The sequence below is a fragment of the Paenibacillus sp. genome (genome assembly GCF_048976745.1).
Lineage (GTDB): Bacteria > Bacillota > Bacilli > Paenibacillales > Paenibacillaceae > Paenibacillus.
This window is the reverse complement of sequence record NZ_JBHGUU010000006.1, coordinates 1026328-1047853: the sequence shown is the minus strand read 5'-3', so window position 1 is coordinate 1047853 and position 21526 is coordinate 1026328. Positions and strand designations below refer to the sequence as shown.

The following is a 21526-nucleotide window of genomic DNA, read 5'->3' as shown; positions in this document are numbered from 1 at the left end:
TTACCTTATACAACATTAGTTGCATCAAAGGGAGAAAAATCCGATAAATGCAGTTAACGATTGGTTAGGGCAGCTTGGCCACTGGAGAAGAAAAAAGAGTGATGAAAGTTATGCTGAAACTACAGAAGTAAAAAGCTTTGGAGGAGATTTACATGTTAGGTAACATTCTGTTGGGTATGATAATCCCCATTATATTGGGTGTATGGATTCTGCGTCGAAACTTTACAATCCTTGTTCTATATTATCCACTGGGCGTAGCTGTTTCCGCTTGTATCAACAATATAGGATTTAATTTTTTCTGGAATATTCTCCCGAATACACGTAACCAATCCTTTGCTGCTCTTCCAATGGATCTGGGGGTCTACCCGATTGCCGGTTGCCTGATGATGTATACGATTTTAGTAAAAGGAGCCAATCCATGGTTGGCAATCCTTGTTGCATCCTTGTCGTTGACAATCATTGAGTGGGTTGCCAAAATGATGGGACATGTTATTTATTTTAATGGATGGAACATTTTTTGGACCTTTTTGTCCTACCTCCTGCCATTTATTATTGCTTATGGTTACAGTAAAATATTGAGGTATACCAAGTAAAGTTCCATTAAAGCTTTCGATTAATACGACGGGACAGAGTATATGGGTTAACGCTGATAGGCATACGTGCATATCCTAACTCATATTGGTCTTGGAGGGATTCGTAATGTATGTGACATATCCATATGGTTACAGGTACACTTTTACTCCGGTATGGGCAACATCAGCAACCGAAGCACTTGAATTAATCAAAACGGCTGTGCAGGGAGAACGAAACGATGAGCTGTTCTATGATTCACTGATTCAGTTGTCACCCGATGCTACTCAGGCTGCCATCATCACGAGCATCCGCAATGATGAACGCGGACATAATCAAATGTTTCGCCAATTGTACAAGGATCTGACAGGCCAAGAGATTTCGGGTGTAAGTAGTGAGCCAGTTGAGACGGTCCCCTCTTATCTTGCCGGATTGCAAAAAGCGTTTCAGGGTGAGTTGGCGGCAGTTGAAAAGTATAGAAAAATATGGTTTGGTCTCCCTTATGGCATATATAAGGACACGGTTTGGGGAATCATCCTGGACGAACAGAAACATGCGGATAAATATAACAATCTGATTACCTATAATTTGCCGAGATAGTCATGACGGGATAAATAACGCGATATTCTTTACAGATGAACAATTAATAACAACAAAAAACCAGTGCATAAGTACGCTCACTGGTTTTTTGCTATGCCGAGTTACTCTATTAATTTCTTAATATCTTAATATCAAATGCACTCTTTCAACATATCAGGTTCCACATGAACATGAACGGTGTATACGTCATGCTCTTCCATTAACTCGTTCTCCACGTCTGTACAGATATCGTGTGCTTGTTGAAGATCCAGCTCAGCATGGACTGTGATGACAACGTCCACGACAGCATTATTGCCATAATTGCGTGCTCTTACGTCTTTGACCTTCTCTACACCGTCTATTCCGGCAATCGTTTTTTTGTACTCCTGAATTAGTTCAACATCGAAACCATCGGTCAGATGATGTGTGGCTTCCTTGAAAATGTCCCAAGCAGTTTTGCAGATGAGGAAACCTACGATGACAGCCGTTACAGGGTCCAGCCATGGGAGGCCGAACTGGGAACCCACGATTCCGATGACTGTACCCGTACTCACCCAGGCATCCGAGATATTATCGCGAGCTGCAGCCATGACCGCCTGACTTTTAATACGTGTAGCGAGTCTCTTGTTATAGCGATAGACCAGATACATGATTACTGCGCAGAATATGCCTGTGTACGCGGCGATGATATCCGGAGATTCATGTGTACCCTGAAACACAGAACGAATGGCTTCAAACAGTACTTGTAAACCTACCGCCATCATAATGAAAGAAGCAACAAGTGACGCAACGGTCTCTGCTCTCCAGTGACCATAGGTATGATCTTTGTCAGCTGGACGTTGGGCAAGCTTCAAACCGATCAGTACAGCTATTGAGGCCACAATATCGGTGGCATTGTTTAATCCATCCGCCTTGAGCGCTTCTGATCCGGCCATGTTGCCAACGATCAGTTTTAATACGGTCAAACATATGTAGGCGATAATGCTGATAATAGCTCCGCGCTCCCCCAGCTTTAGATTATCGTATTTTAGTTGATCCACAATGATATCCTCCTGCAATCTTCATTTCTAGCACGTGTATGATGGTATCATTGAAGATTTGTGTGGGTCTAGAGAAACGTTTTGAGTGTGACGAAACATAATCTGAAAGCGGCAATTTTTTTATGAGAATCCAAAAAAGTTGGATTTGGCAAACATAAGTATTTAATGGATAGAGGAAGGTGGCTGCCAGCCTTTCTTCCTTGTAGTCACACTTTCATGCACCTAGACCAAAAGAGCCAAATGGATCGTTTTGATCCACTTGGCTCTTGAAATTATTTTACAATAATTCGAACAACATCACGTACCTTCGTTTCACTTCCATTCATCATTCACTGCTCTTGTTCAGAAAGTGTCGGTTCACCTGGCGCCTCATTTGTGAGCAACTCCGAATCATTGGAATGCCGTTCAAACATAACTGCGTCAGCCCTCGTATAGATCATATCCGCAGGAAGCGTTGGCGGATCTACCGTTGTAGGCGTAACCCTGGTTAACCGGACATACTCGCTGCCGTCACCCGTAAAGTCGAATGTTCCCAGATTAACCCAACCTGATGAGCCGACCGTTGCATCGATATAGGTGACCTCTGTACCCGACTTATGTTTCACTTCCACTTTGACATTGTTATCGTTTGCCGTTGTATGAACCAGCTTGTAGATCGAGACTGTATATTTCCCCTCTGGAAACTGACCTTTCCAGGTTGCTGATGATCCTTGAACTGTTGAGTAGCGAGATTTAACCCCAATTTTGTAGCCGGCTAAATTACTTTGGCTCCAAGATCCTTCTGTCGTGTATAACCCTGTTGTATCTGTACTGTCCACGATAACCGTTAGATCCCTAATCGTGATGGTCAAAGGCGGTGTGGTTAAGGTCACCCCGTCAATCGTTACCGTGGCCCATACCTCAATATGATCCGTGTCCCCATCGAGATTGAGCAGGGTCAACAACCCGCTACTATCCACTTCAGCCAGATCCGTACGATCAACGAAATACTGCACATTGGCCTGTGTCAGATCACCAATCAAACCGTTATCCAGATAGCCGGTTACACTCAGTTGTGCCGATTGAGTCATCTGCAACTCACTGCGATCGGAAAGGATTACCGCAGACTCCAATTGTGGTACCCTGTTTGGGTCCACCCACATCATCGCATCGGCTACAACTCTGGATTTGTTGGCTTTATTGGTTAGTTCCACATATCCGCTATCACCTGCGACAAAAGGATAATCACCCAGGTGTACCCAAGTACCATTTGCCATTGTCTCATCAACAGTAACCGTCTCGGAGCCTCCGTTATAATAAACGGTAAATGAGGCATTTGTTGCCCAATTTTCACTTGTTGCAGTGATTTGTGGAATCTTGTAATACACACTGTAAGTTACACTTTCTGGCAACTCAGGTCGCCATTTCATTGTGCTTGTTGCTGTGCCAGTCGTAGATTTGGCGTATACATAGTTGTCATAATAATAGTCGTTAGCCGTCGTATCCCTTATCCAGACACCTTCTGTCTCCGCCTCCGTGTTATCCACAATGATAGATGAACTATCCTGCACATCGGGTTGGACTGGAGTTTCCGATACCTGATCAGGCAGATAAAGTGTTCGCTTACGGGTCTGTTTCCCCTCCGACTCCACGTAATACGTGAACGTTTGGGATACATCATTCACCCTGATCGACCATTCCATTGGATATATCGTATCTGGAATGGTCGTATACGTAGCCCCGCCGTCCAGTGAATAATGGATTGTCGCTGGTTTTGTCGTTTTTGCCTGTACATAGGCATCATAGACCGTCTCGTCAGGCTTGACGAGCAGCATGCCTTTAACCGCATCGATTGGACTGTGAATATCAAAGAAATAGCTTGCATCCGAGGTATCAGCCGTTCTGACCTGATGCAGGGGCACATCAATGTTAAGTCCCTCTACGATGATCGCGGTAATTCCTTTGCCTGAAATCGTGGCTTGAATGATTCCCCCACTCATAACCGTGTGCTCTGGTGTACCATTGTCGCGGATGATCGTTACCGTATAGTCCTGTGCCGGGTTGAATCCAATAATTTGTTCATTCAATTCGATCGGAGTCTGTACTTCTTCTGAAGATGCGTTGCTTAAACTAATGTAGAATTTATCGCCGCTTTCACCCGTTATCCAATTCAATTGAGGATGGTTGGTCTTAATAATCCCCTTGGGCATCCATAGCCAAACGTCGGAGTTCCCATAAAATTGACCTGGTTTATTCCCATAGAGGTGATATTTGAACCATAAAAAGTTTGTTTCAAATACCGAAGGAAATGTAATACTCCCGTTTGATTTTAAGGATTGTTCACTGATCAAATAATCCATTGTTTGCCCAAGCTGCCCCGGTATGTGGTGATAATAGATGGATGTAGCTCCGCTTGGGCCTTCCAGTGGAAAATCGGGTTCAAGCTGGCTAACGGCGAAGCCCTTATAGTAATAACCTGGGTAACTGGAATAGCGACCAATAACCGCATTATGAGCAATATCCTGCAGTAGTTTATCCCCTGTATAGAGCGATAATCTCAGCATGAATGGAGCTTCTTGAGCATTCATCCGATAATAGCCAGTGGTACTTCCTGCTTCAAACGTCAATCCGCTTGGTGAAACAAGCCAACGCTCGGCTTGAACGCCTCCGGCAATATCTTCGGGAAGTTTGAGCCGAGGATATTGAAATTTACCGCTTTCCGGCCAATGGAATGACTCCGCATAATTATATGTCTCTGGTTGTGGAATTGTAACGTTACCTTCAGGGACTGGGCGAGCAACAAACATGGTTGCATACCGTTTGGCTTCCTTATAGGCGGCATCCAGGTATTTGGGATCCTGAGTTTCCTCATATAGCTCCAGGATCTCCATCCATAGCTTGCTATAATAATAAATGAACTCATTTTTGCTCACATTCACAGATGGAGGTGTATCGATATGTTGCGTGATATAACTGTCGGCCGCATCCTTCGCAGTCTGTAAATGCTGTGCATCTCCCGTCATGCGATACATCATCAGAGGCTGAATGACAGGCCCCCGATCTTTCTGGTCCGGATCACGCACGAGGTATTCTTCCTGTGCCAGTGCCCCTATCCCTGCCGAAGTGCCCATCATCTGATTGACAGCGGCTACGCTTGAAACATCGAACGGCAGAGTAGCCATTTTCCATAAAGAAGGCACGCCGTAAACTTTCTTCTGCGTTGGCGACCAACCAATACCATTTCGGGATACGCCATACTGGACGGAGGGCAATGCTCTCGTATCGTATAGCTGGTCATCCCCAGTCAAATAGTAAGCCCCCAGAAGAACTGCATTCGAGCTTGTTCGAACGCTGTCCTCATTTTCAATATCGATAAAACCCTTGGCACGGCTCCACCACCCGCTGGGTGATGGGACATAATTAACAGAGTTGTCCCCTTGCGGCTCAATTTTAAGGAGATCAATCATATTAAACATCGCGTCAGTAAGCGACTTATTTGATACATTTTCACGATATGCCGAATATTCGTACTCATTGCGAAGAATATCCGTATAGGACTCATAGAGATTACTTTTTTGCGCAATTAGCCCCATATGAAATTGATAGGTGCTTTCTGCAGTCATCTGCGAATAAGCCCCCAACTGAGGGGCGTAAAGGATGGGCTGCACGCTGCCTTCGTTGTTAACAAGGCTCATGCCCAGCCGTTGTTTTGTAACACCTCCCGTCGGCTCAAATTCAACTGGTAACTCTTCCGAAGGTACAAATACCCCATACGTCAATGGATTTCCCGCATTATCATTCTTCTCAACCAGACTCATCGGAGCGCTAAGCTCCCGCAAGCTTGTTGATTCCACTGTACCTACCATTTTGGCATGAGACCTGAATCCATTTAACACTTCATTGATGCCCGAGACTGACTCGGTTGTGAAGGACTGATATCCTATCACGTAGTTGCCGTCGCGGCGAGGTGTGAAGGCAAATGAAACATCGGGTTTATCCCCTGCCATGGACCAGTTCACTTGTAAATCGTAATCACTTCCGTGCGAGGAATCGGTTAATACCGCCGTCTGACTGTCGGGAAAAGTGATTCCGTCAAATGTAATCCAGCGTTTGTTCATCGTATCGTAGTAATTGGTTCGGCTCCCCGCATTCCCATCTAATAAGACCCATTGTTCCTCAAGCCTTTCCGATTCATTATTGATTGGAACCCAGTTCCCGGTCTCCGTGTTTTTGTAGAACATGTCACGAACGATAGATGTCCCTTCATCCCATGCTGCTTCATAGAAAGTTGCCTTATAATTGGCATTTTCAATGCTGCCTTTTTCCGTGTAACTGAGATTCGCTAAAGTACGGCTCCGCAGCGGGGGCAACGGTGGAGCTTGCTGACGGATATTTCCCTCGAACTTGACTGCATCGGCCCGCGTAATAATTGTACCCGTCGTAGGTTGCGTTCGAGTCAGCCTGACAAATTCGGTATCATCACCACTAAACTCATACTCTCCCAAATCAACCCATCCAACGGATGGACCTGACGAAGGTCTAAGATCCATAAATTTAACATCCGTAATCCCGTTATGAACAATCTCAATTTTCACATTGCTATCTGCTTTATCCGCCCAATCCAGCTTATAGAATGATATTCTCGCCGTCCCTGCTTCCAAGCGCGGATTCCATGTGATCGTTCTACCTACAGCATCCGTATATTTGGAACTGGAATTATTGTATCCCTTCACTCCCGCGCTTGTTGTCCAATAAGGAGCGGAGAATCCGTTATTGGCATTATCTGCATCAACAGTGACGACATTATCAATCGTGAGGCTTCCATCATCAATGATGATCGTCTTATGTGGCTCTTTCTGCTCAATATTGCCTTCGAACTTAACCGCATCCGCGCGTGTAAGGATCGTGTTTGAGGTGCTGGTAGACCGGGTCAATTGAACATATTCTTCACCAACTCCGGAGAAATAGTACTCTCCCAAATCAACCCACCCCGCTGGATCGTCAACGGAAGGCTTCAGATCGAGAAAGAGTACATCCGTTGTTCCATTATGAACAATCTCAATTTTCACATTACGATCTGCTTTATCCGCCCAATCCACCTTATAGAACGATATTTTCGCCGTTCCTTCTTCCAAGCGTGGATTCCATGTGATCGTTCGGCCTGCTGTACTCGTATATTTGGTGCTGGAAAGATCATATCCCTTCACGCCTGTGCTTGTCGTCCAATTTGGAGCAGAATATCCATTGTTCTCGTTACCCGCATCAGGTGTCATAACATCATTGATCTTGATACTCCCGTCATCGATGATAATGGTCTGATAAGGTAAGGTCTCCGCATAAGCGGTCCTTATTCCAATCAGGCTAGAAGGAACTACGATCGTCAACATGAAAACGATGAAGAAAAACAGCTTCCTTTTGACCATACAATTCACAGCCTCTCCTTAAAATGATAACGCTTCCATAAATGCATTGCCTTTGCTCGAATGATTGTAAAAAAAGCAATTGACCTTCGCTTTACTCTTCTGCCTAATTGCGCTCTGTTGTTTTCATCTTAGCAGTCACATCACCGTAAAATTTCTTTCATTTTAAGAATTTCTTATACGATTTTAAGTGAAAAAAACCTACATCTAACTGAGTGCTCATTGCAGTCAGATAGAATGTAGGTTTTCCAAGAGTTCCAAATGTCCTTACTCTTCCAATTGGACTAATCCATTATAATGGCGGCTGCACCAATAACAATTTTCCAAGCTGAATGACCGTTTGATCATACCAAGCTGGATGCTGCCGAATATGCGCCATACTTTGTTCATTGCCGCTAGCCTCAAACACGGCCGCTTTGTCCGTCTTCTCATGATCGATCTCGAAGCGAACGGTATGTTTCCCATTCGGTAGCTCCGGCAAGAAAACATATTGATTTCGATTATGATCGTTATAGGGCGTGAATCGATCGATAAGAAAAGACTCCCCTCCGTCTACCGACACCTTCAATCTGCCTGAATCCGGTCCCCCGATATCAAATAAGCCGATGTGTGTTCCCTCAAACTCCACTGTAATCGCCTCACCAGGATCAACTGCTCGCCACAGACCTGGGAACAACCAATCATACTCGCGTACTAAGGCAAAATCATTGGAAGTCATGTAAGACCATCCTGCGGAAAAATGAGTAAGACGATCCAGTGGCAGCATGGTAGCATACTCCCAAGGATTAGCCGGGACCAACGGGTCCTGCGGCAAGTGATGTTCGACTTTTCCCACGTGATCTCGTAGTTCTCTCATTTTCTCAAATGACCGGATGATGGTATCTGTGTAAATCTGATGTCCTTCTGGAATCGTTGGATGGATCGAATCATGCGTGAAAATAACGGCACCGGGAATGGACACATCTGAACTTGAGGTGAAAATGAGCTTGCCATCTGAAACCAATTGACTGACCGCCACGCCCAGATGAATCGAAGGAATACCGTAATAGTCGGCGACTTCCTCTTGCATAAGAGCGCCCTTCTGGTACTCCCCGGATTGAAATAAGTTCAAATCCCGCTCTTTAATCGTATATACGAACAGGATATCGGTAAAACAGCTCTGCTTGCGGATCTGTCTCACTATGCCTTCGATTCGCGCCTTGGATTCGGGAACTCCGCCATCGTTGCCAACAAATTCAACAAACACGAGATCAGGCTGATGACGCAGTACATCTGTTTGCAAACGGGCGCAGCCGAGGTCCGATCCTGTCCCATCAATGCCTGCGTTCACAGCACGGATATCGGCATGGGGATACTGCCCTCGCAACCACTCCGCCGTCATGACCCTGTATCCTTTCGAACGTGTATTACTGCCACCAAAATAAGCGATGGTCACGGGTTCCCCATTTTCCAACTTCTGAATGACATTAGGCAATCCTCTTCGTGAGAAAAATTCCTTCATCTCGACTTCACCCGACCTCACTTCGCGTTTTTAGGAGCAAAAAGTTTCACAGCAAACACTTCATAATAAGGTGAACCATACGTTGCGCAGAAATCAAACCGGATTTGGGTTACACCTGTTGCGTTCACCTGATGTTTATTCAGCGAAAGATAATTCCCACGGATATTAATTTCACTCTTGGTTCCGTCTTCTAAAGTTAAGGTCACATTATAATCTTGAATCAATGGCTGGATCGGATCGTCGAAATGCTCCAAATTCAGCTGTGAATTGAAAACAAGATGAATTTCATCCAGATTCCTGGGGCTTGCAAAACCAAATTCCAACCATTCCTGTCCTTCTGAATGTTCCGAAATCCAGCCGTTCGGCAGACCATAAGGTCTGGAGTAGCCGTTGATAACATTCATGGGATTATACATATCTTGGGATGGTATGAGATCTTTGAAGCAAATGCTCTTATTAAACTTCTTCAGCCTGGATGGCTCTTCCGGTCTATAAAGGAAGCTAACCGCCCCAGTCATTTTCTCTTCATTGCTGTATACGGCAAGGCTCGCCGTACCTTCCAATACGATGTAGATTTTATCGTCTTCTGGCTTCTTGCAGCTGAGGTCCAGTGTAATCCAGTCATCGTAACCGGCTGAAATAACCACGCGGTAATCTTTCAGCTCGTTGGTGGGAATATAGTTTTCCTTCCGATCCCCGCCATACAGCTTCACTTGCAACGTTTCGGAATGCTCGGATCTATTTTTAATTTTGATCTGCACACTCTCAACCGCAGATTTCTGAATCGGCAAGACCAAACATAACGCTTTCTCCAAGGAGACCTCTTCGGTGGGATGAGGATGTTCATAACTTCGCTGAGACGAGGCATGAATCGTTAATCCGTCAGCGAAATAAGGATCCAACGGCTCTTGAAGCCCTACAATGGTTTGCCCGTCTCGAAGCAGCTGCGTCTGAAGCTCACCCATATGAACTTTGACTATATCCGCGGGGTCTGTCTCATATTTTACGCATAACGCAGCAGCCGTTCCTACCGCCTGCCCCATGCAACCACAGGTTGCCATGACCCTTGTAGACCCAAAAGCCACATGGGTAGCGCTTATATTGCGGCCAGCGAACATGAGATTTGGGATATTGCGTGAAAATAAGCTGCGAAACGGGATATTATACAATCCCGGCACAAAATTCCACGCTGTAGCCGGCCCCTCATCATAGATGCCTTTATTCGCATGCAGATCCATATACCAGCCTCCGACGGATACCGCATCTTCGAAATGAGGCTTTGCTGTAAGATCATTCTGAGACAACATGTGCTCCCCTATAAATCGTCTCGACTCCCGCTTTCCCGGAATCGGGCATACATAGTCCAGGATGAGATTGTCTACATCATCAAACTCGCCGCTATTTTTGATATAATCCCAGATTCCGTACACCAATTTCCGCAGTTCCAATGCAATGTCTTCATTATGCTTGATAATATCCATATGTCCGCCGTATTCCAGCCACCACAATCCGCCCAGTCCGTTGATTTTCCTTGGAAAAGACCGATGGTTTAACCCTTTTCGGATACTATCGAAAAATTCCAACTTCGTAATATCATACGCAAAGCCAGGCCTTTTGTAAGGAACGGCATAGTTTACGTCACGGGCTTGGAAAAGAATCGTATCACCCATGGTGTAATGATCCGCCACTTCTGGAGCGAGCTCCTCCTTGTATTCATGCTTCGCCTCTCTACCCCATCGAAAGTGGGCACCTGCTTGATATCCAACAATTCCATCCCCGGAGCAATCAATGTAGGTTGGGCTTTCAAAACGAAACTTTCTCTCGGAAGCCAATTGAAGTCCGTCCACCCATTTGATTCTGCCATTATCCATGCCTGTTTCATGCACACATGTGTTCAGGAATAGAGAAATGTTGGGCTCATCATAAACCATGTCAAGCAAAACCGTATCCGAAAGCGAAAGCATAAGTTTTTTGTTGTATAACGGATTGTAATGAAATATCTTCAGCTTCAGTTCTTCTACCAACCCGCCCTCGCGAGCATAGTAGGATGGACTGTTTCCCAGATATGCAGACCCGTTGATATGAACCCTGACCTCGCTGCTCGCATTTCCCCCAAGAACCGGTCGATCATTAATAAGTGACACCTGTAGCCCTTGGCGTGCGGCAGCGATAGCAGCGCATATCCCGGCAATACCCCCACCTACGACGGTTACATCTGCTGATATAAGCTCCATTTTGATAACCTCCATGATTAGATGCTCCTATCATGGTAATGGTTTTGACCAGTCTTTTTTTACAGGATTTCGCGAAAAAATCATACATTTTTTGCATCCTTATTTGGATTCGTACCGTGTCATTTTGATTCGATATTGCTTGGGTGTATCACCCGTATATTCTTTGAAAAGTTTGCAAAAGTACCCTTCATTGACGATGCCTACTTCCTCGCACAATTCCAATAACGAATAATCCTTATCATTTAACAGCTCGAGTGCTAATTGGATTTTTTTACGGTTGATGTAGCTAATCACGCCTTCGTTCATTGTTTTTTTGAATAAGCTGCTAAAATACGATGGCGCTAAATTCACTTCCTCCGCAATGGCCTCCAGGGTTAAACGTTGTTTCAGGTTTTTCTCTATAAAATGCATTGCACTCATGATTTCTGCACGATGTAATAATTGGCCCGCATGCACGTATTCAAATGTGAAGTCGCCAATATAAGCGAGCTGCTCTTGAAATGCCATAAATTCCATAGGGAATTCTGGTGCTTCCGTGGTCATCTTGTTCCCCGATTTAAACTTTACGGTAATGTCTCTGTACAAGTCTCTAATCATTGGCACCATGATCGACTTGTGAATTTTATGGTCCGAAACAAATTGCGACAGTTCGGCAAGTGCACTGTCCAGCTCTTCCTTGGAAATCTTTCGTTTCATCCGTGCAAGAAAATCAGTGAGTTTCTGCTCAAAGTCTGCTTTTTTTTCATTATGGTACTGGAACCGATGCATCGGAGTTTTCACTACTTTTTCGGTATGATAGTAGAAATCCTCACTCACATGTTTAGCTTCTGTATACGCTTGTTTGATCGATTCCCAGCCTCGGTGCGGACCTCCAAAAGCGACGGACACCCCTTGATTGAGATATTGATGCAAATGAGAGATGATCTGCCCTCCCAAGGAAAGGCAAGCATATTCCGTTTCCATATCACTGCGGTTATTTTCCCAGGATAAAAAGCCAATAAAACGATTATCGGACAGATCCGCGGCTACGCCGCTGCCCCCACTCATTACCGTTTCTTCGATGATATTTGTAATCGCATATTTCAAGATGTTTTGATCTGCGGCTGCGTATTCGTTGCGGAAGCTTTCATACGTATTCATCTCAACGATGAAGCAGCAATAGTTGGCTTGAAAAAAATGAAACTTCATACGATTGGCAAAATCCGATGCCCGATGAGAAGGAATTTCACCACGGATCAATTCGTTAAAAAATTGCTTGCGGACTCTGTATTTATTTTCAAGTACGGATATGTTTAATGAGTGAAATTCCGCTTCTTTTTTCTCAAACTCATTTAAAATTCCAGCTGCCTTATCCAACGCTCGATTCAAATCGGCTTCCCTTAGCGGAACCTTTACAATGTACTCCAGTACGTTGGCATGAATCGCTCGCTGAGCGTATTCAAAGGAAGAATAGGCGGTCAACAGTATGTATTGGGTATGGGGGAGCTCCGCCTTGAGCTGCTCAATCATGGAGATGCCATCCATTCGCGGCATCACAATATCGGATATGACGATATCCGGCTTCAATTTTATGATTTCCTCGATCCCACTCAGCCCATTATTCGCTTTTCCCACCAGAACAAATCGTTTATCCCTATGGGAGAGCTCACTAAAAAACAGTTCCAATCGTTGAATGATCAGGTCTTCATCGTCAACAATGAAGCAGGTATATTCTTTCCCCATTATGCATCTCCTTTTTGCACTTCTGCCGGGAATAAGGCGCGTATACGGGTTATTTCCTTAGGTATGCTAATAATATCCAGTCCGAATTGATCTCCGTAGTGAAGTCTTATTCGACCCTGAATATTATTCAGCCCGATTCGTTTCCTTTTCACTTCCTCCTCACTCGGTTCTGAGATTAAAATATGCTTTATTTTATCGGCCGGAATTCCCTCACCTTGGTCAACAACTTCGATGATGACGATGCCACCCTCCCTGTAGGCATGAATCGTAATAGGACCCTCGATTCCCCCACCGTTATAACCATGGAAGATACTATTCTCCACAAGAGGTTGCAGCAGCATTCGGAAAACCGGAAAATCCATTAACCCTGCTTCGATATCTTCAATCAAATTGAAGTTTCGGTTATACCGAATATTCTGGATCTCGATATAGTCCGCTACATTGCGTAGTTCCTGACGTAGGGAAACCTTCTCTGAAGCGTCGTCTATCCCGTATTCCAATAATGAAATGAGTGACCCGATCACCACATCTACTTTCTCTATTTGTCCGAGACGTATCACATTGCTGATTGAACCCAGCGTGTTATACAGAAAATGTGGATTGATTTGAGACTGTAACACTTGGATTTCCAGCTTCCGCTCAAGTTCATTATGAAGCTCGGCCCGTCGAATCAGTTCCACAATTTGCTGTAACATCCGATCAAATGCTCGTGAAAGATCTCCGAACTCATCGTTTCGGTTGATGGTTATTGTTGTTGTGAGGATACCTTGCTCTACCTGTTTCATTTTTGTTTTGAGCGTATAGAGTGGTTTCCTGATGTATTTGGCAACCAAAAAAGAAATGAACAAACTTAAGAGAAGACCTGCAGCAAGAAGCTCAATATAATAGGTTTCCAATCGGGACAATGCTGCTTTCAAGCGTGATTCATCGTTGATCGAGATGATGGTCCAGTTGAATTTCTCCGTCGGTTTTTTCAAAAGGGAAACCGGAATACCATCCTTGGTATGCAATTGAAGGTTTGTTTCTGCCGTATCCAGAATTTCTTTCGCTGACGTCTCGCCGATCGAAAATGAATGATCTTGAATATCCAGTGGTCCTTTATTCTCAGAAAAGCCGGCAATGATTTTACCTGACTCGGTGATCAGAGCCAGATTCATTTGTTCCTGTTTATTAATCTTGAACAAGGTTTCTTCAATGGCATTTAGATCCAAATCAACCGCAATGGCCATAGGAAACGGAGCACGGTTCAGATATCGAACCATCGTAACGGTCCAACCGGAATACTTTGATTTGTAAGGTTCACTAACAAAGGTAGTCCTTCTATTTTTGTCAGCCGCATCAAATAAAGGTGCTCTTTCAGCTAAAGGTTCATCGAATATTCGAGTAGGTGTACTTCCACCTAGAATGGATAAATCGCTTTTAATCAAATAAATATTACTAACGTAATTACTGTTGAGTTCATACAGCTCTCTTAATTGCTTTTTAATCACTTCGGAATTGTTAATGTTGGCTTTCACCGAAGTTTCAACCGAGAAGAGGATCGTTTGGAAGGAGGAAAAATTAACGGTGAAATACTGGTCTACCTTGTCTAATATTTGATTGGTGTAATAAATATCATTGGTTCTGATTTCCTTTTGGACATAACGATAAGATAATTGGCTGATCAAGATGATGCAACCCAGTACAAATGAAAATACGATAAAAAATAATTTTAAAGGCAAGCTGATTCTTCTTCGCATCGATCATCTTCCTTTTAGTTCCGTTTTAAACTAAGAATAGCATATGCCAATAAAGAGAGGGGCTACGAATAGCCACTCTCTCTGTGTTTATTTTTACTTGATAAGACCGGCTTCTTTAAACTGTTTGATGGCCGCGTCCTTATATTTCTGCATGTCAAACTTGGTATCCAGCGTCTGGAGGAAATTGTCCCAGTTGGAAAGAGGCTCTTTGCCCGTCATAAACTTGACCAAGCTTTCATTAATGAAACGTTGGCGGTCAGCATCCAAAGTATCATTGGGGTCCGGGGTCAATAAATTTCCGGGTAACGTTGGTCCCACATATTGCTGATTATTTTTGAAAGCTTCTGCCGTCTTAGGGTTCTGGAAGCTGAAGTACTCCGCATCATCACCACGACGTGGCATTCTATAATGATCGACCCACAGGTACTTCTCTTTCATTTCTTTCGATAACTCGGAGGTTTTATTTTTGATCTTGCCGTCTACGACATCCCAATGAATCCCTTTGATTCCGTATGCAAAATTGGGATAAGCTTCTTCATCCGTAAAGAGATAATTCAGCATGGACAAGATGCGAATGATTTTGTCCTCGTCCGCTTTAGCGGATATGGCCCATGAATTGCCTTGGAACGATTTTCTCTCTACAATCTGATCCCCGTAAGGACCTTTCATCGGGGGAATAACGATCCATTCCGGCACCTCTCCACTAATTTCTTTCATTTTCTGCTGATAATCCGGCTCCAGTCTGCGAGCATCTCTAATCATGAAGCCAACTTTACCTTTAAACATTTTTTGGTCCAGTAGATCAGGCGAATTCATCGTCACCCAGTCCGGGTCAACCACCTTGGCTGCCATCATTTTATTAATATAAGCAAGCGCCTCTTTCATTTTGGGATCGATAAATAGAAATACCGGTTCATTATCTTTGATCTCAACGGCCGAAGGCGGATTAACGCCAAACATCCACATCAAGCTATCGAAGCCGTAGGTTTGCAGATTGCCTTCTTTATTCATACCGCCGATGAATCCGTACGTATCGTTTTTGCCATTCCCGTCCGGATCTTTCTCTGTAAAGGCTTTCATAACTTCGAACAACTCATCCGGTGTTGTTGGCACTTCCATATTGAGCTTTTTCAGCCAATCGTTGCGAATGAAAAAGCTTCGACTGATACCGTTTACATTATCATAGCCTGGAACTCCGATCGTTTTCCCTTGATAGGACATCGCTTCCCATGAGTCGTTGCCAAACCTTTTTTGTAGTTCAGGAAACTGATCCAGATAGGGTGTCAGATCCGCAAGAACACCTTGGTCGTAATATTGCGCAAGATCAGAACGACTCTTCAAGAAGATTAAATCTGGAATATCTCCACCTGCAATGAGCGTATTCAGTTTGGTTGTTGCTTGCCCTGCTTGAGGAATCATCATATCCAAGTCGATATTCATTTCTTCTTCCAACATTTGGCGTTGAATATCTTCATCACGTGGAGGTACCGGAGCAGCAGCATTGAAAGTACCTTGGTTAAACATTGAGATTTTCATTTTGGTTGCAAACTGGCCAGACTGGCCTTGCGAATTACTCGAAGCTGTTGATGTAACTTCTTCTCCCCCACAACCTGACAATAACGTTCCAAGTCCCAAGATTGCCGACAGAATAACAAATGAAATCTTTTTACGCTGCATATTGACCTCTCCTTTGCTTGTATATTATCACGGTTTCCCCGTAATAAGTTAGGTTGGAGCATCTTTTAACCTTTAACAGATCCCAGGAGCACACCTTTGGTAAAATGCTTTTGCAAAAATGGATAAACGATCAAAATCGGGACCGTAGTCACAACAACGGTAGCCATTTGCACAGCGAACGTACTGACAGCTCCGGAATTGGCAAGTGAATCAGCGCTTTGCGTTGCGACGTTAAGCAGGATGTTGCGCAAAATAACTTGAAGTGGCATATAGTTGGAATCATTGATATATACAATGGCATCGAAATAACTGTTCCAATGCCCGACTGCGTAAAACAAGGAAATGGTGGAAAGCACGGGTAACGACAGGGGTAAAATGATCCGCCATAACGTCTGAAGCTCACTGGCACCATCTACCCTCGCTGATTCCTCGATTTCACCTGGTAGTTGCTCAAAAAATCCTTTAATAATCACCAGATTAAATGCACTAATGAGATTTGGAATAATCAATACCCAGGGGCTGTTTAACAATCCCAGAGAACGAACTAATAAATAAGTCGGAATTAACCCCCCACTAAACATCATGGTAAACACAATGAAGAGTAAAAACGGACTTCTTCCAGGCAAATATTTTTTGGATAACGGGTATGCCGCGATGACTGTAAAAAACACATTTAACGCAGTGCCTACAATCGTTCGAAACAACGTAATTTTATACGCCTGCCAGATCCCTTGAGAGACGAATACTTCTTTATAGGCCAAAAAGGTAAAGGATTCGGGTATAATCACAATCCCTCTTCTTAGTACTTCCGATTCTGGCGTTACGGAGACAGCAACCACATATAGAAAAGGCAGCACGCACAGTAGGGATAACAAAATAAGCAGCACATAAACGACGGTTTGCCAGACTTTTTCCCCGATTGTCATATGAATCATTCTAAGGACCACCTCACCAAATTTGCCCATCGAATTTTTTGGCGAGCTTATTCGCTGCCAACACTAAAGCAAATCCGATGACAGCTTTAAACAATCCTACAGCAGTAGCCAAACCAATCTTGAGACGCTCCAACCCTTCCCGGTATACCCATGTGTCGATAATATCGATCTTCTCCTGGTTAAAGGTGTTGGCAAACATGAATATTTGGTCAAAACCCGCATCCAGGATATGACTTAATTTCAGAATCAGCATCAGAATAATGACGCCTCGAATACCGGGTAAAGTGATATGCCAGAGCTGTCGCCATTTGGAAGCGCCATCCATCCGAGCCGCTTCATATAAACTTGGATCGATTCCTGCCAAAGCGGCAAGGTACAATATTGCCCCCCATCCAATATCCTTCCATACTTCAGATAAGATGATCAGCAATCTTCCCCAGGCAGGTTCCGTTAGAAACGAGATGGGTTCAAAACCAAAATCCTTCATAATCATGTTAAAGAGACCATCGCCTGGGGCTAGTAGTGCGACCATAATTCCATAAACAATGACCCATGACAGAAAATGAGGTAAATAAGTGATTGTCTGTACGATTTTCTTAAACCACTGGCTATACACTTCATTGAGGAGTAAAGCAAGCACGATGGGCGCGGAGAATCCGAACAATAGCTTATACAGCGATATAACAATCGTATTTTTCATGATGTCCCAGAAATAAACGCCGTTCATAAAATCCGTAAAATTTTTGAATCCCACCCATGGGCTATCCCATAGTCCCAAAGCCAGGTTGTAGTTTTTAAAAGCAATCATGATTCCCGCCATAGGAATGTATTTGAATACAGCAAAGTAAATTAAGGCCGGTAATAAGAGAGCATACATCACCTTGTACTTTTGGATCGTCCTTATCCATGTTTTTCGCTTTTTGGAGATGGGAATGGCGTCCGCTGCCAATTTTGCTTGCATTTCATCACCTCGTCTTTGTTTGTATGTGTATAATAGCACCCGCCTATTGGATAAATTTCTGAAATTTCAAGAATTTCTTATAAGATTTTAAGGAAGTGTTCCCGGGTTCGTCCCCACACCTCATCCCGGCAAGCGGGACAAGAACTTGTTCTACGAGAATACAAAAAAAAGCCGCTAAATTAGCGACTTTCAGATGCCGTATTTATACTTCTCCCCAAAAAATCTCAGTTTCATAATCAAATTCAACAATACCCTGTTGATTATTTTTATTAAATAGATTTTGCAATTCTGTCATCATCGGATCGTAATTCGGATGCAGCCTCTTTGGGATAGCTCGGGCGGTATTTTAAATACGAATCGACCCGGCTCGTAAACCGTTCTCTATTGTTCATCGATCGTCACGCTCCCATCAATATTTTGACATCCTATATATTGGCCTCAGTAACAGCTTCAGCATCTTACTGCCCCAAAAGGCGAATACGGTCGTTGCAGGTGCTGATCTTCCCAAGTTTCCAAATTCCGTTTCCTGATATGCTCCACTTTGTCTCGATAATCCTTTAACAAACGCCGGTTATCCCGCTCTTTGAATTCACGTATCAACTTGACGACTACATTCATCGGAATCTGATTCCTCCTTAGTAGAAATAAGTGGTGAAAAGAAAAGACTCCATACGGAGTCTTTTCTGTCGATGATTAACGCGCCACTCAAACTATTCGTTATAAGAGACAACTAGATTACTTCTCCGATGGGAGTGGTGTAAAGAGCAGATTCACCGGCAGGTTGCTTCCTGGTGCGGCAGAGAATAGAATGGTTACGCTCTCTCCAGTTGAACCGGTGCGGTAAAGCACGCTTTGTTCACTAGAATTGGCAACCGCAACGTTACCTTCAGCAATCGATACCAACTGATTGTTCACCAGAGCTACTCCGGAGTACTTCCCTCCACGAGGGTTAAAGGAGATAAGCGTACGCGGTGCAACATTGGTCAGCGTGATTTTGTACAATACGCCGAAATTACCCGCATTGGATGCGTCTGTGTAAGCCATCGGATCTGTTCCTACCAGATTGGGATCGCTTGAATTGTCACCAAGTGGCAGACGGGCAGGTTTGATTCCCACATGCTCATCGTACTTGATAATGCGAGTCGCATTCGGGTACGTACCCCGGTTGTGTACTCCGTCACGATCAAGCACTGGAAGCAACGGCAAGGCTTCGAACGGATCTTTATTTTCTTCCACCAGGATAACGTTATAGTCTAAGGAATAATCACTATATGCATCCGAATAGAGAGAGATGACTTGTCCTTCTTTCATCGGGGTTTTATTAAGTTCGGTCAAAATCAATTTGCTTTCCCCAGGTTGTAGATACTCTTTCTTTTGATCCGCTCCAGTCTGAATCGACTTGAACCATTTATCAATAGACAATTTCCCAGCAACGGTAGCATATGGTGTAGGTCCGGCAAAGCCCATATTTTGTTGTTCAAATACAGCCGGATTGGGGTTGTTATTGGTTGCAATCACATACATTTTTACTCTTTTGCCGGTATTGTTCACGTGGTGAATCATGAAACGGGTCTGCCCCGAAGATGATTCTTTGTATACGATGCCTTCCGTATTCACCGTTTCCGGACTGTTACTGCGGATCAGCAAACTTGGCTCATCCATGTACGTATAAGGCACTTTCTCCATCGTAGTCACTTCGCCGCCGTTAAAGGTAAATTTCTGTCCTACCGGCGTGAAGAGTAAATTGAAGTCAGTAAATGAATATAAGGTCTCATTCGTTATGGTAATGACTTTGGAGTACGTATTCGTAGCACCGTGATTGTCCGTAACCGTAAGAGTCACCGTTTTTGGACCAGGCTCAAAGAACGCAAGTGAATTGTTCTCCCACGCCGCTTTAACAATATTATTTTCATCATCTGTACTTTGGTCTGTGTATGTTATTTTTTCGCCCATTTTATACTGTTCTTTATCCGTGGCGAACATGGCTACAGGAGGAAGATTAGGACTTAGTACCTCAATGGTAACCGAATAGGGATCACTCCATTGGCCGTTGGAATCCTGTACTTGATATGAAATCGTATATGTACCTGCTTGATCGAATGAATCCTGGCGACCTGTCCAGCGTTCGTCAACGATATCCATTCCATTGGGGGAACTGGAAGAAGTCACGTAGTCCACTTGATCGCCTGCAAAGATTTCCTTTTGGGAAATGGTAAAGCTTGCCACAGGTTTTGTATTCAGATTCAGCACAACCGTCTTGGCTGACTGATTCACTTTATAGGTGATGTTCAGGGCTTGAGTAATGGAAGTTAACGGCACCATGAATGTACTTTTTTGCTGATAAGCAGGGCCTTTCATCGTTCTGGTCTCTCCGTTTACCGTATAGTCCTTGCTGTTTGTCTTGAATCGGAGTTCATCCTCACCACTAATGATGATTGTTTCTTTGGTTTTGTTATCGTATTTGACCCCATACCCCACACGGTCAACCAGTGCACGGATTGCAACATAGGATACACCGTTTTTTACAGCCATTGGCTGGCCCGCAAGATATGTTTTTCCATCCTGCTCCATTTTATTGCTATTCATGTACAACGTCAGATTCCCACCTGCTGCTGCAGGAGACGTCCCATCAATGGATGGTTGCTCTATTTGAGCTGGCGTAGCTGGCGTTTCAACCTTCTCAGGGGTTTCCTCTTGAACTACAGGTTTTGCACCCGTTTCATTAGTAGTGGTCTCTCCCCCATCCAATGCAGGTGTCTCGCCATCTTTTGTAGGTGTTGTCTCATTGCCGGTCGTGGTTTTGGTTTCCTTGGCTTCAGAGGACGGAGTATTGATAGATTTGTTATTGCTCTCCGTCTTCACTTCACGCTCTGCAATCGGCTGTTCTTGCTTTACCACCTCAACTGATTCTACATTGGCCGTGTTTACTGACGCGGTGTCACCTTGTGGTGCTGATTGCGCACTCACAGAACCCACTGCAAATGCTTGAAAAACAGCTAAAGCGGTAAAAATGGATAATTTCTTCTTCATATTCATGCGTTGTCTTTGGCTCCTTCTACTCTCTAGTCATTTATTTAGATCCCCTCTAAAAGTCATAGTATTAGACGCTAGATTTAGGAAAAAGTTTCTAATTGAATTGTAAATTATGGATTTTAGTGCAACTATTTTT

12 protein-coding genes are annotated in these 21526 nt (G+C 44.0%); 2 read left to right on the top strand and 10 right to left on the bottom strand.

Annotated features, from left to right (window positions below; genetic code table 11):
• Positions 1 to 152: 152 nt before the first annotated feature.
• Both ACE3K2_RS11280 and ACE3K2_RS11275 read left to right on the top strand, forming a co-directional pair.
• On the top strand, positions 153 to 593 hold the full coding sequence (locus ACE3K2_RS11280) for a hypothetical protein (protein WP_421889826.1): 441 nt from the start codon (positions 153 to 155) through the stop codon (positions 591 to 593).
• 106 nt (positions 594 to 699) lie between these two features.
• Positions 700 to 1170 carry a ferritin-like domain-containing protein gene (locus ACE3K2_RS11275; RefSeq protein ID WP_421889824.1) on the top strand — a complete coding sequence of 157 codons (471 nt, stop codon included), beginning with the start codon at positions 700 to 702 and terminating at the stop codon, positions 1168 to 1170.
• Positions 1171 to 1301: 131 nt separating this feature from the next.
• Here ACE3K2_RS11275 and ACE3K2_RS11270 read toward each other — a convergent pair whose 3' ends face one another.
• The 10 genes from ACE3K2_RS11270 to ACE3K2_RS11225 form a co-directional block, all read right to left on the bottom strand.
• Positions 1302 to 2189 carry a cation diffusion facilitator family transporter gene (locus ACE3K2_RS11270; RefSeq protein WP_421889822.1) on the bottom strand — a complete coding sequence of 296 codons (888 nt, stop codon included), beginning with the start codon at positions 2187 to 2189 and terminating at the stop codon, positions 1302 to 1304.
• 329 nt (positions 2190 to 2518) lie between these two features.
• The gene (locus tag ACE3K2_RS11265; protein ID WP_421889820.1) at positions 2519 to 7591 is read right to left on the bottom strand and encodes a hypothetical protein; all 5073 of its coding nucleotides are present in this window, start codon (positions 7589 to 7591) and stop codon (positions 2519 to 2521) included.
• A gap of 289 nt (positions 7592 to 7880) precedes the next feature.
• On the bottom strand, positions 7881 to 9089 hold the full coding sequence (locus ACE3K2_RS11260) for a GDSL-type esterase/lipase family protein (protein ID WP_421889818.1): 1209 nt from the start codon (positions 9087 to 9089) through the stop codon (positions 7881 to 7883).
• Between the two features lie 17 nt (positions 9090 to 9106).
• Complete coding sequence (locus ACE3K2_RS11255; RefSeq protein WP_421889816.1) at positions 9107 to 11338, bottom strand: FAD-dependent oxidoreductase; 2232 nt, start codon at positions 11336 to 11338, stop codon at positions 9107 to 9109.
• 84 nt (positions 11339 to 11422) lie between these two features.
• A complete protein-coding gene (locus ACE3K2_RS11250; protein WP_421889814.1) occupies positions 11423 to 13045 on the bottom strand; it encodes a response regulator in 1623 nt (540 codons plus the stop codon).
• Entirely contained in the window at positions 13045 to 14784 is a 1740-nt protein-coding gene (locus ACE3K2_RS11245) for a sensor histidine kinase (protein WP_421889812.1), read from the bottom strand. The genes ACE3K2_RS11250 and ACE3K2_RS11245 overlap by 1 nt, the downstream gene beginning before the upstream one ends.
• 93 nt (positions 14785 to 14877) lie before the next feature.
• Complete coding sequence (locus ACE3K2_RS11240) at positions 14878 to 16461, bottom strand: extracellular solute-binding protein (RefSeq protein ID WP_421889810.1); 1584 nt, start codon at positions 16459 to 16461, stop codon at positions 14878 to 14880.
• 65 nt (positions 16462 to 16526) lie between these two features.
• Positions 16527 to 17396: a carbohydrate ABC transporter permease gene (locus tag ACE3K2_RS11235; protein ID WP_421889808.1), complete on the bottom strand. Its 870-nt coding sequence runs from the start codon at positions 17394 to 17396 to the stop codon at positions 16527 to 16529.
• 13 nt (positions 17397 to 17409) lie between these two features.
• Entirely contained in the window at positions 17410 to 18357 is a 948-nt protein-coding gene (locus tag ACE3K2_RS11230) for an ABC transporter permease (RefSeq protein ID WP_421889806.1), read from the bottom strand.
• A 735-nt stretch (positions 18358 to 19092) separates the two neighbouring features.
• Positions 19093 to 21393, bottom strand: coding sequence for a stalk domain-containing protein (locus tag ACE3K2_RS11225; RefSeq protein ID WP_421889804.1), 2301 nt, complete (start codon positions 21391 to 21393; stop codon positions 19093 to 19095).
• Positions 21394 to 21526: the final 133 nt, after the last annotated feature.